The sequence below is a fragment of the Luteimonas sp. TWI596 genome, assembly GCF_039674105.1.
GTDB lineage: Bacteria > Pseudomonadota > Gammaproteobacteria > Xanthomonadales > Xanthomonadaceae > Luteimonas.
This window is the reverse complement of sequence record NZ_JBDJMU010000003.1, coordinates 23,411-35,944: the sequence shown is the minus strand read 5'-3', so window position 1 is coordinate 35,944 and position 12,534 is coordinate 23,411. Positions and strand designations below refer to the sequence as shown.

10 protein-coding genes are annotated in these 12,534 nt (G+C 68.8%); 3 read left to right on the top strand and 7 right to left on the bottom strand.

All coding sequences use genetic code 11. The annotated features are described in order from the left end of the window. Positions 1–223: 223 nt before the first annotated feature. Together ABE487_RS02910 and ABE487_RS02905 are read left to right on the top strand one after the other, a co-directional pair. A complete protein-coding gene (locus ABE487_RS02910) occupies positions 224–709 on the top strand; it encodes a cell wall hydrolase (RefSeq protein ID WP_346443255.1) in 486 nt (161 codons plus the stop codon). Between the two features lie 59 nt (positions 710–768). Further along, positions 769–1,383 carry a glutathione S-transferase N-terminal domain-containing protein gene (locus ABE487_RS02905; protein ID WP_346446818.1) on the top strand — a complete coding sequence of 205 codons (615 nt, stop codon included), beginning with the start codon at positions 769–771 and terminating at the stop codon, positions 1,381–1,383. A gap of 24 nt (positions 1,384–1,407) precedes the next feature. Here the strand turns inward: ABE487_RS02905 and prpF are convergent, their stop codons facing one another. The 5 genes from prpF to prpB form a co-directional block, all read right to left on the bottom strand. After that, positions 1,408–2,601: a 2-methylaconitate cis-trans isomerase PrpF gene (prpF, locus tag ABE487_RS02900; protein WP_346451020.1), complete on the bottom strand. Its 1,194-nt coding sequence runs from the start codon at positions 2,599–2,601 to the stop codon at positions 1,408–1,410. 1 nt (position 2,602) lies between these two features. Further along, positions 2,603–2,998, bottom strand: a complete 396-nt coding sequence (locus ABE487_RS02895) for a DUF559 domain-containing protein (RefSeq protein ID WP_346451111.1) — start codon at positions 2,996–2,998, stop codon at positions 2,603–2,605. 104 nt (positions 2,999–3,102) lie between these two features. After that, entirely contained in the window at positions 3,103–5,715 is a 2,613-nt protein-coding gene (gene acnD / locus ABE487_RS02890; protein ID WP_346451018.1) for a Fe/S-dependent 2-methylisocitrate dehydratase AcnD, read from the bottom strand. 73 nt (positions 5,716–5,788) lie between these two features. Next, a complete protein-coding gene (gene prpC, locus ABE487_RS02885) occupies positions 5,789–6,952 on the bottom strand; it encodes a 2-methylcitrate synthase (protein WP_346451017.1) in 1,164 nt (387 codons plus the stop codon). Between the two features lie 178 nt (positions 6,953–7,130). Further along, on the bottom strand, positions 7,131–8,015 hold the full coding sequence (gene prpB, locus ABE487_RS02880; RefSeq protein ID WP_346446823.1) for a methylisocitrate lyase: 885 nt from the start codon (positions 8,013–8,015) through the stop codon (positions 7,131–7,133). 128 nt (positions 8,016–8,143) lie between these two features. Between prpB and ABE487_RS02875 the strand changes: the two genes are divergently transcribed. Continuing rightward, positions 8,144–9,334 carry a citrate synthase family protein gene (locus tag ABE487_RS02875; protein WP_346451016.1) on the top strand — a complete coding sequence of 397 codons (1,191 nt, stop codon included), beginning with the start codon at positions 8,144–8,146 and terminating at the stop codon, positions 9,332–9,334. Positions 9,335–9,409: 75 nt separating this feature from the next. On the opposite strand, the gene prpE is transcribed toward ABE487_RS02875, so the two are convergent. Beyond that, entirely contained in the window at positions 9,410–11,311 is a 1,902-nt protein-coding gene (prpE, locus tag ABE487_RS02870) for a propionate--CoA ligase (RefSeq protein WP_346451014.1), read from the bottom strand. A 176-nt stretch (positions 11,312–11,487) separates the two neighbouring features. Beyond that, positions 11,488–12,474, bottom strand: coding sequence for a malate dehydrogenase (locus ABE487_RS02865; protein ID WP_346443270.1), 987 nt, complete (start codon positions 12,472–12,474; stop codon positions 11,488–11,490). Positions 12,475–12,534 lie beyond the last annotated feature (60 nt).

Sequence of the window (12,534 nt, the reverse complement as noted above, 5' to 3'; positions counted from 1 at the left end):
CCGCGTATTCACGTTCGATTCGAAAAACCACCGATACCGTGCCGCCAACTCGTTCCGCCCGCCTTGGCGGAACACCGGCCCGGCCGCGATCCCGCGGTTCGGAGCCCGGGCGAAAGCGCCATAGAGTCGCCGCCCTCCCCAAGACGCCATGCCGACGTCGCCGCCGCTCCTGCCTTCGGGCATCAGACGGCGCGACACGGCGCAACGGAGCAAGGAGTCAACGATGAAACTGGAATGGGTGATGTGGCTGGCCTCCGTGCTGCCACCGCCGGCCGCCGATTCGCTCTGTCTGAGCACGACGGTCTATCTCGAAGCCCGCGACCAGTCGGTCCGCGGACAGGAAGCCGTCGCCGAAGTCGCACTGCGCCGCCAGGAAAGCGGGCTGTGGGGCGAGTCGATGTGCGAGGTCGTCACCGCGCGCAAGCAGTTCGCACCGACCATCCTCTCGCCCCAGACCCGGCTGGCGAACACCAGCGCGTGGACCCGTGCGGTCAACGTCGCCCTCGCCTCGGAGCGCAACTGGTCGCTGCCGCGCGCCGAGCGCCGCGAGATCGTGCCCGGTGCGAGCCATTTCATGGCGCACGGCATCGCCGCCCCGGCATGGCGCCACGCGCCGCCGGTGGCGACGATCGGCGACCACACGTTCCTGCGCGTGCAGCGGCTGCGTCCCCAGCCTGCCGCTCCCGTGACGACGACCGCACGCGGCTGAGGTGTTCGGCAGCTCGCGCCGGGCGCATGATGGCCGCCCGTCCCGAGTCCGGAGGCTGCATGCTCACGCTCTACACCAAGCCCGGCGCCTGTTCGCTGGCCGACCACATCGCGCTGCGCTGGATCGGTGCACCGTTCGAGGTACGTGTCGTCGACGCGACGACAATGAAAGCGCCGCCGTTCCTGGCGCTCAATCCCGCCGGTGCGGTCCCGGTGCTGGTCGACGGCGACTGGGCGCTGACCCAGAACGCGGCGATCCTGAACTATCTGGCCGACCGCTTTCCGCAAGCCGGGCTCGGTGGAGATGGCACGCCAGAAGGCCGGGCCGAGGTCAATCGCTGGCTCGGGCTGCTCAATGCCGACCTGCATCCTGCGTTCCACCCGCTGTTCGGCAGTACCAAGTACCTCGAAGATCCCGACGCGATCGACCGCACGCGCAAGCAGGCCATGGGGAAGGTCCGCGGCCTGTATGAACGCCTCGACGCGCAGCTGGCAGGCCGCGACTTCCTCGTCGGCGCCCGCTCGATCGCCGACCCCTACCTGTTCGTGACCCTGCAGTGGGCCAAGCGCCTGAAACTGGACCTGGGCGGCCTCGACCATCTGCACGCTTTCGATGCGCGGATGCTGGCCGATCCGGGCGTGCGCGCAGCGATGGCAGCCGAAGGCATCCTGTAGCCCCCGGCACGGCGCTGCCCGGCCTCAGCCGGGCAGCGTGTCGGCAGGCACGCGGACCGCGCCTTCCATCAGCACGCGCGCCGAGCGCGACATGATCGCCCGGGCCACCGTCCAGCGGCCGTCGACCTGCACCGCTTCGGCACCGACCCGCAGCGTGCCCGACGGATGTCCGAAGCGCACCGACGTGCGCGCCCCGCCGCCGGCCGCGTCGCTGACCAGCGTGCCGGGAATCGCGGCCGCCGTGGCGATGGCGACGGCGGCCGTGCCCATCATCGCGTGATGCAGCTTGCCCATCGACAGCGCGCGCACCAGCAGGTCGATGTCCCCCGTGGCGATCGCCTTGCCGCTCGACACCACGTGATCGTGCGGCGGCGCCACGAATGCGACCTTCGGCGTGTGCTGGCGCTTGGACGCCTCGGCGAGATCGCCGATGAGCCCCATGCGCAGCGCGCCGTGCGCGCGGATCGTCTCGAACCTCGCCAGCGCCTTCGCATCGCCGTTGATCGCGTCCTGCAGTTCGCTGCCGGTGTAGCCGATCGCCGCGGCGTCGATGAAGATCGTCGGGATACCGGCATTGATCATCGTCGCGCGCAGCGTCCCGACACCTGGCACTTCGAGGTCGTCGACGAGATGGCCGGTCGGGAACATCGCACCGCCGCCCTCGCCTTCGTCGGCAGGATCGACGAACTCCAGCACGATCTCCGCGGACGGGAACGTCACCCCGTCGAGTTCGAAATCGCCGGTCTCCTGCACCTGGCCCCCTGCCACCGGCACGTGGACCACGATGGTCTTGCCGATGTTGGCCTGCCACACGCGCACCGCGACGGTACCGTCCTCGGGGATGCGCGCAGGATCGACGAAGCCGTTGGCGATCGCGAACGGACCGACCGCCGTGCTCAGATTGCCGCAGTTGCCGCTCCAGTCGACGAACGCAGTGTCGATCGCCACCTGGCCGTACAGATAGTCGACGTCGTGACCGGGCTGCGTGGACTTGGCGATGATCACGCACTTGCTGGTCGACGACGTGGCGCCGCCCATGCCGTCGGTGTGCTTGGCATACGGATCGGGAGACCCGATCACGCGCATCAGCAGCGCATCGCGCGCCGCGCCCGGCACCTGCGCCGCGGCCGGCAGGTCCTGGAGCCGGAAGAACACGCCCTTGGACGTGCCGCCGCGCATGTAGGTGGCGGGAATGCGGAGTTGCGGGGCGTCGGTCATGTCATTCACTCGCTCTGCTTCTGTTGCCTCTCCCGCTCACGGGAAAGGAATCGGATTGCGCTTGTCTCCCCTCTCTCCTTGTGGGAGAGGAGCCGGGGGAGAGGGGGGGCTTCCCGCACCGCATTCCAAATCGCTTCGAACACCGACTCGGACGCTTGAGGATGTCGTCATTCCAGAAGCGCAGCACCTGGAAGCCCTGCTCATTCAACCACGCGTCGCGAACTGCGTCTTTCGGTGATTCGACGTGCTGTCCGCCATCGGCCTCGATGATCGGACGCGCACCGAAATGCACGAAGTCGACAACGTAAGGACCGATCGGCTGCTGGCGTCTGACCTTCTGTCCATCGAATCGGTGGGCGCGCAGATGACGCCAGAGCACGAGCTCGGCTCCGGTCATGTTTCGACGCAGCGTCTTGGCAAATGCGCGTTGATCCACTCCCCCGCTCCCCAACCCCTCTACCCCGGCGGGCACGTAGTCCCGCCAGGGGAGAGGGGCTCAGATCATGCGACCTTTGACGACTCCAAGAAATCCTGCGCGAAGCGCTGCAGCACGCCGCCGGCCTCGTAGATCGAGACTTCTTCGGCGGTGTCGAGACGACAGATCACCGGGACCGCGAGCTGCGTGCCGTCCTTGCGGTGGATCGCCAGGGTCAGCATCGCGCGCGGGGTGCGCTCGCCGATCACATCGAAGGTCTCGGTGCCATCGATGCCCAGCGTCAGGCGCGTGGTCCCGGGCTCGAATTCCAATGGCAGCACGCCCATGCCGATCAGGTTGGTGCGGTGGATGCGCTCGAAGCCTTCGGCCACGATCGCCTCCACACCGGCCAGGCGGACGCCCTTGGCGGCCCAGTCGCGCGAGCTGCCCTGGCCGTAGTCGGCGCCGGCCACGATGATCAGCGGCTGGCGCCGCGCCATGTAGGTCTCGATCGCCTCCCACATGCGCACGACCTGGCCCTCGGGTTCGATCCGCGCCAGCGAGCCCTGCTTGACCTGGCCATCGACGACGGCCATCTCGTTGACCAGCTTGGGATTGGCGAAGGTCGCCCGCTGCGCGGTCAGGTGATCGCCGCGGTGGGTGGCGTAGGAATTGAAGTCCTCCTCCGGCACGCCCATCTTCGCCAGGTACTCGCCGGCCGCACTGCTGGCCAGGATGGCGTTGGACGGCGACAGGTGATCGGTGGTGATGTTGTCGCCCAGGACCGCCAACGGACGCATGCCGCGCAGCGTACGCTCGCCGGCCAATGCGCCTTCCCAGTACGGCGGGCGCCGGATGTAGGTGCTCATCGGCCGCCAGTCGTACAGCGGCGCGACGCGCTCGCCGGTATCGACGTGCAGCTTGAACATCGGGCCGTAGACGCTGCGGAACTGCTCGGGCTTGACGCTGGCCTTGACCACCGCGTCGATCTCCGCATCACAGGGCCAGATGTCCTTGAGCGTGACCGCGTTGCCGTCGGCATCGATCCCCAGCACGTCCTGTTCGATGTCGAAGCGCACTGTACCGGCGATCGCATAGGCGATCACCAACGGCGGCGAGGCCAGGAACGCCTGCTTGGCGTAGGGATGGATGCGGCCGTCGAAGTTGCGGTTGCCGCTGAGCACCGCAGTGGCGTAGAGGTCGCGGTCGATGATCTCCTGCTGGATCGCCGGGTCCAGCGCGCCGCTCATGCCGTTGCAGGTGGTGCAGGCGAACGCGACGATGCCAAAGCCCAGTTGCTCGAGTTCGGGCAGCAGGCCACTCTCGCGCAGATACAGCTCGACCGCCTTCGACCCGGGCGCCAGCGACGTCTTGACCCACGGCTTGCGCAGCAGACCGCGCGCGTTCGCGTTGCGCGCCAGCAGGCCGGCGGCGATCACGTTGCGCGGGTTGGAGGTGTTGGTGCAACTGGTGATCGCGGCGATGATCACCGCGCCATCGGGCATCGTGCCGTCGGAGGGCATCTCCCACGCGCCGGCGATGCCGCTGGCGACGAGGTCGCGGGTCGCGACCCGTTTGTGCGGATTCGAAGGGCCGGCCATGTTGCGCACGACGCTCGACAGGTCGAAGTGCAGCGTGCGCTCGTACTGCGCGCCGTCGAGCGCATCGGCCCACAGGCCAGCTGCCTTGGCATAGGTCTCCACCAACTGCACCTGGGCGTCGTCGCGGCCGGTCAGGCGCAGATAGTCGAGCGTGTTGTCATCGATGAAGAACATCGCCGCGGTTGCGCCGTACTCGGGCGCCATGTTGGAGATCGTCGCGCGATCGCCGATGGTCAATGCGGCCGCGCCCGGGCCGCGGAACTCCAGATACGCGCCGACCACCTTCGACTTGCGCAGGAACTCGGTCAGCGCCAGCACCACGTCGGTCGCGGTGATGCCCGGACCGGGCCGACCCGCCAGCTCCACGCCGACGATCTCGGGCGTGCGCATCCACGACGCGCGCCCGAGCATCACGTTCTCCGCCTCCAGGCCGCCGACACCGATCGCGATGACTCCCAGCGCGTCGACATGCGGGGTGTGGCTGTCGGTGCCGACACAGGTGTCGGGAAACGCGACGCCGCGCCCCTGGACGGCCTGTTGGGTGTAGATCACCGGCGACATCTTCTCCAGGTTGATCTGGTGCATGATCCCGTTGCCCGGTGGGATCACCTCGACGTTGCGGAACGCGCGCTTGGTCCAGTCGATGAAGTCGAAGCGGTCGGCATTGCGCCGATCCTCGATCGCCCGGTTCTTGGCGAATGCATCGGGATCGGAGCCGCCGCACTCCACTGCCAGCGAATGGTCGACGATCAGCTGCACCGGCACCACCGGATTGACCTTGGCCGGGTCGCCGCCCTGCTCGGCGATCGCATCGCGCAGACCGGCCAGGTCCACCAGCGCGGTCTGGCCGAGGATGTCGTGACAGACCACGCGCGCCGGATACCACGGGAAGTCGAGATCGCGACGCAGCTCGATCAGCTGCCGCAGCGCATCGTCGAGCAGCGCCGGATCGCAGCGCCGTACGAGGTTCTCGGCGTGCACGCGCGCGGTGTAGGACATGCGATCGAAGGCGCCGGGGACGAGCGCTTCAACGGCGGCGCGCGCGTCGAACCAGTCGAGATCGGTACCGGGAAGGGGCTTGCGGTGCTGGCTGTTCATGGCTGGCTTGAGGACTTCTCGAAAGAACGGACGCGTCGGTCCCCACAGGCGCGGGGAGCGACGCAGCGTGGGCTCAACTGCGCTCGGCGAGCGGCACGAACGGCTGGTCCTCCGGACCGGTGTAGTGCGCGCTGGGACGGATGATCTTGCCGTCGATGCGCTGTTCGATGACGTGCGCACTCCAGCCGGCGGTGCGGGCGATGACGAACAGCGGGGTGAACATCGCCGTCGGCACGCCCATCATGTGGTAGCTCACCGCGCTGAACCAGTCGAGGTTGGGGAACATCTTCTTGATGTCCCACATCACCGTCTCCAGGCGCTCGGCGATGTCGTACATCTTGCGGCTGCCGACCTCGTCGGACAGTTCCCGCGCGACGTCCTTGATGACCACGTTGCGCGGATCGCTGACGGTGTAGACCGGGTGGCCGAAGCCGATGATCACTTCCTTCTTCTCCACGCGCGCGCGGATGTCGGCCTCGGCCTCGTCGGGCGTGTCGTAGCGCTTCTGCACTTCGAAGGCGACTTCGTTGGCACCGCCGTGCTTGGGACCGCGCAGCGCGCCGATGCCGCCGGCGATACACGAATACAGGTCGCTGCCGGTGCCTGCGATCACGCGGCTGGCGAACGTCGAGGCATTGAACTCGTGCTCGGCGTAGAGGATCAGCGAGGTGTGCATCGCCCGGACCCACGACTCGCGCGGCGGGACGCCGTGCAGCAGATGCAGGAAATGCCCGCCGATCGAGTCGTCGTCGGTCTCCACGTCGATGACCCGGCCGTTGTGGCTCCAGTGGTACCAGTACAGCAGCATCGAGCCGAGGCTGGCCATCAGCTTGTCGGCGATGTCGCGCGCGCCCGGATGGTTGTGGTCTGCCGATTCGGGCAGCACGCAACCGAGCACCGACACGCCGGTGCGCATGACATCCATCGGATGCGCGGAGGGCGGCAGCTCTTCCAGCGCCGCCTTGACCGCCGCCGGCAGGCCGCGCAGCGACTTGAGCTTGGCCTTGTAGCCGCGCAGCTCGGCCTCGTTGGGCAGCTTGCCGTGGACCAGCAGATAGGCGATCTCTTCGAACTCGCTGGTGCGCGCGAGATCGAGGATGTCGTAGCCGCGGTAGTGCAGGTCGTTGCCGCTGCGGCCGACGGTGCACAGCGCGGTATTGCCGGCGGCCGTGCCGCTCAACGCGACGGACTTCTTCGGCTTGAAGCCGGGGGCGGTGGTGGCAGTGGTCTCGCTCATCTGGGATCTCCGGTGAATGCCTGGATGGAGTCGCGTGGAACCTGTTCAAAGTCCGTCGCGAGCGCAGGCGGGTGGCGCGTGGCGGGGCGCAGGAAGCGCAGCGTACGAGCGGTACGTGCGCATTCCGAGCACCGTACGCGCGCCAGCCGGCAAGCGCAGCAGGACATTGGGCAGGTACCTACTTATTTGCCGCGAACAGCGCGTCGAGCCTTTGTTCGAAGGCGTGGTAACCGATGCGCTCGTAAAGCTCCTCGCGGGTCTGCATCGCATCGACGACATTCTGCTGGTGGCCATCACGGCGCACGGCGGTATAGACCAGCTCGGCCGCCTTGTTGGCGGCGCGGAACGCCGACAGCGGGAACAACTGGATCGCCACCCCCGCCGATGCCAACTCGTCGCGGGTGAACAGCGGCGTCTTGCCGAACTCGGTGATATTGGCCAGCACCGGCACCTGCACCGCATCGACGAACCGGCGGTAGGTGTCGAGGTCATAGGCCGCCTCGGCGAAGATGCCATCGGCGCCAGCCTCCACGCAGGCGATTGCGCGTTCGATCGCGGCATCCACGCCGTCGACCTGGATCGCATCGGTGCGCGCGATCAGGAAGAAATCGGGATCGGTCTTGGCATCGGCCGCCGCCTTGACCCGATCGACCATTTCGCCCTGCGACACGATCTCCTTGCCCGGCCGATGGCCGCAGCGCTTGGCGCCCACCTGGTCCTCGATATGGCAGGCCGCAGCGCCAGCCTTGATCAGCGACTTGACCGTGCGCTCGATGTTGAAGGCGCTCGGCCCGAACCCGGTGTCGATGTCGACGAGCAACGGCAGATCGCAGACGTCGGTGATCCGGCGCACGTCGATCAGCACGTCCTCGAGCGTGTTGATGCCCAGGTCCGGCAGTCCCAGCGAACCGGCGGCGACGCCGCCGCCCGACAGATAGATCGCCTGGAACCCGGCGCGCTGGGCGAGCAGCGCATGGTTGGCGTTGATCGCGCCGATCACCTGCAACGGCGACTCGGCGGCGAGGGCGGCGCGGAACCGGGCGCCAGCGGACAGGGTGCTCATCGATGCGACTCCGGGACTGCGGTGTACCGCGGTGACGCGCAATGTGTCACTGTACGAATGGTTGATCAATCTTGATCGAATCAATCAATACATCGGAATTTACAGTGAATGCGAACGATGGCGATCTGATGTCCGCCGCCGAGGCCTGCGCGGCACTCGGCATCAGCACCGCGACCCTGTACGCCTACGTCAGCCGCGGCCTGCTGGAATCGCGTCCGGGGCCGGACCATCGCAGCCGCGTCTATCTGCGCCAGGACGTGGAGCGCCTGCGCCAGCGCAAGCGCGCCGGGCGCGGCGCGGCCCGCGGCGCGGCGCAGAGCCTCGACCGCGGCCTGCCGGTCATGGAGACGCGGATCTCGCTGATCCGGCCCGACAGCCCCTACTACCGGGGGCGCTCGGCGGTGGCGATGGTCGAGGCCGGGGCGACGCTCGAGGACACGGCGCGGCTGCTGTGGGACTGCGGCGACAGCGACCCGTTCGATGCCGCCGTCGACCCCTGGCCGGCGCGGGTCGCGACGATCGCCGGCGATGCCACCCTGCCGCCGATCGAACGCGCGATGGCGGTCCTGCCACTGCTCGCGCCCGACCTGCGCCACTCCCTGAGCGCCGCGCCGGCCGCCAAACGTGGCATCGCGGCGACGCTGCTGCGACAGAACGCGGCGCTGCTGGTCGCAGGCCAGCCCGATGCGCAGCCCGTCCACGTGGTGCTCGCCGAGGCCTGGCGCCCGGGCGATGCGGCCTTCGCGGATCTGGTCCGGACCGCCCTGGTGCTGTGCGCAGATCACGAACTCAACGTCTCGGCCTTCGCCGCGCGCGTGGTCGCGTCCACCGGCGCGCACCTGCACGCGACGGTCTGCGCGGGTCTGGCCGCCCTGTCGGGACCGCGCCATGGCGGCGCGACCGCGCGTGCGCATGCGCTGATCCGGGAAGCCTGCGATGCGCCCTCGCCCGCCGGCTACATCGCCGAGCGCTGGCAGCGCGGCGACGACCTGCCCGGCTTCCACCACGTGCTCTATCCCGAGGGCGACCCGCGCGCGGCGCATGTGCTGGCGCGACTGCGCGCCACGCTCGGCGACACGCCGCGGATGCGTCAGGTCGAGACCGTCATCGCCGCGGCCGCCGAGACCAGCGGCCGACCGCCCAATATCGACGGCATGCTGGCGGCGATCTGCTTCGTCCACGACCTGCCGGCGACGCCGGCGCTGGCGATGTTCGCGGCCGGGCGGCTATCGGGCTGGCTGGCGCACGCGCTGGAACAGCAGGCGCTGGGCCGGCTGATCCGGCCCCGCGCGCGCTACACCGGCGTCGAGCCGGAGTGAGCGCGCGGCAGCCGGGGCTGGCCCCGGCCGCGCGCCACGGGTCGCGTCGACGTCAACGCAAGGGCGCGGCCACGCTTATCCGGCATCGGCGCCGCGCGCGAGCACCCGGCGCACCTCCTCCAGCGCGTTCGGGTCGTCCAGCGTCGACAGGTCGCCGGGGTCGCGTGATTCGGCCAGGGCCTGCAACGAGCGCCGCAGCAGCTTGCCCGAACGCGTCTTCGGCAGCGCACCGACCACGTACACCCGTGCGGGCCGCGCCACCGCGCCGAGCTGATCGGCGACCGTGCGCATCATCTCTCCGGCGGTGGCATGCTGGGCCTGGGGGTCGGACGCGGCCTGCTTGAGCGTCGCGAACACGATCGGCACCTGCCCCTTGATCTCGTCGGCCACGCCGATCACCGCAGCCTCGGCGACGGCCGGATGGCTGGCCACCGACTCCTCGATCTCGCGCGCGCCCAGGCGATGGCCGGCGACGTTGATGACGTCGTCGGTGCGCCCGAGGATGAAGGTGTAGCCGTCCTCGTCCTGGATCGCCCAGTCCAACGAGCTGTAGACCAGCGCCTTGAAGTGCGAGAAGTAGCTCGACAAAAACCGCGCATCGTCGTTCCACACCGTGGTCATGCAGCCCGGCGGCAACGGCGGCTGGATCACCAGCACGCCCTTGGTGCCCGGCGGCACGCGCTCGCCGGTCGCCTCGTCGATCACGCGCAGGTCGTAGCCCGGTGTCGGCAGTCCGGGCGAGCCGAATTTCACCGGCTTCAGCTCGACCCCGGGCATCAGCGCCAGAACCGGCCAACCAGTCTCGGTCTGCCAGTAGTTGTCGATGATCGTCGTGTCGCCCAGGCCCGCGTTGATCCAGGTCGCGGTCGGCTCGTCGAGCGGCTCGCCGGCCAGAAACAGATACCGCAGCGCCGACAGGTCGTACTGGCGCAGGAACTTCGGATCCTGCTTTTTCAGCACGCGGATCGCGGTCGGCGAGGAGAACATCGTGCGCACGCCATAGTCGGCGCAGATCTTCCACCAGATGCCGGCATCGGGTGCCGTCGGCAGGCCTTCGTAGAGGATCGCGGTGGCACCTGCGATCAGCGGGCCATAGACGTTGTAGGAGTGGCCGACCGCCCAGCCGACGTCGGAGGTCGAGAACATCGCCTGGCCCGGACGCACGTCGTAGATCGCCCACATCGACAGCGCCATCGCAACCGCGTAGCCGCCGACGTCGCGCTGCACGCCCTTGGGCTTGCCGGTCGTGCCCGAGGTGTAGAGCAGGTAACTGGGTTCGTTGGACTCCAGCCATTCGACCGGCACGTCGCTGCCGGCATGCGCGGCGCGCAGCGTGGCGTAGTCGACGTCGCGTCCCTCGACCCGCGCCCCGCCGGGCGCAAGCCCGCGGTCGACGATCAGCACGCGCGGCGGCGGCGAGGTCGCTTGCGCCAGCGCCGCATCCACCAATGGCTTGTAGGGGATGACCTTGCCACCACGGCTGCCGGCATCGGCCGCGATCAGCAGCGCGGGCTTGGCGTCGTCGATGCGCAGCGCCAGGTTGTGCGCGGCGAAGCCGCCGAAGACCACCGAATGCACCGCGCCGATCCGCGCGCAGGCGAGCATCGCGAACACCGCCTCGGCCATGTTGGGCATGTAGATCACCACGCGGTCGCCGCGCCCGACGCCGAGTGCGACCAGGACCGCGGCGAAGTCGACGACCTCGCGGTGCAGCTGGCGGTAGGTGAGCTCGCGCGTTTGCCCCGTTTCGCTCGAGATCGCGACCAGCGCGAGGCGGTCGCCGCCGGTCTCGAGATGGCGGTCGACCGCGTTGTAGCAGAGATTGGTCAGGCCACCGACGAACCACTTGCGAAACGGCGGCTTGGAATCGTCGAGGATTCGCTCGGGCGCCTTGTGCCAGTGGATCGCCTGCGCCTGCTCGCCCCAGAACCCTTCAGGATCTTCGATGGAGCGGCGATGGAACTCGTCGTAACGCATGGCCCTGCCTTCGGATGGGAGGAGCCTGAAGGCTAGTCCGTGCGGTGCACCGACCGCGCTACGACGTTGGTCTAGTACGCGCGCGCATCAGGGCCTGGCGGCCGTCTGGCTCGCGCTGCGGCGGAGACGACAAGGCCGGCCCGAGGGCCGGCCTTGCGAGGCGAACGCGGTGCCGGTCAGCCCAGCAAGTGCGCAACGCCCGAACGCTCTTCCTCGAGCTCGGCCAGGGTCTTGTCGATGGCCTTCTGGCTGAAGTCGTCGATCGGCAGGTCGCGAACGATCGTGTACGCGCCGTTCTCGGTGGTCACCGGGAAGCCGAAGATCACGCCCTCGGGGATGCCGTACGAGCCGTCCGACGGGATGCCCATCGTGGTCCACTTGCCGTTCGAGCCGAGCACCCAGTCGCGCACGTGGTCGATGGCGGCATTGGCGGCCGACGCGGCCGACGACAGGCCACGCGCCTCGATGATCGCCGCGCCGCGCTTGCCGACCTGCGGGATGAAGGTGTCGGCGTTCCAGGCATCGTCGCCGATCTTGTCCTTCAGCGAGGCGCCGCCGACGGTCGCGAAGCGGTAGTCGGGGTACATGGTCGGGCTGTGGTTGCCCCAGACGATCAGCTTCTCGATCTCGCCCACGGCCACGCCGGCCTTGGTGGCGAGCTGGCTCAGCGCGCGGTTGTGGTCCAGGCGCAGCATCGCGGTGAAGTTCTTGGCCGGCAGGTCGGGGGCGGACTTCATCGCGATATAGGCGTTGGTGTTGGCCGGGTTGCCGACGACCAGCACCTTGACGTCGCGCGAGGCGACCTTGTTCAGCGCGGCGCCCTGCGCGGTGAAGATCTTGGCGTTTTCCAGCAGCAGGTCCTTGCGCTCCATGCCCGGGCCGCGCGGACGCGCACCGACCAGCAGCGCGATGTCGGCGTCCTTGAACGCGACCTCCGGATCGTCGGTCCCGACGGTACCGGCCAGCAGCGGGAACGCGCAGTCCTCCAGCTCCATGATCACGCCCTTGAGCGCGGCCTGCGCCTTGTCGATCGGCAGTTCGAGCAGCTGCAGGATCACCGGCTGGTCCTTGCCCAGCATCTCGCCGGAGGCGATCCGGAACAGCAGCGCATAGCCGATCTGGCCGGCGGCGCCGGTCACGGCAACACGGACGGGCTTCTTCATCGTCATTCCTCTCGTATCAAATCGAACGGTCACGTGGGTGGGGACGAACCGGGCGGCGGC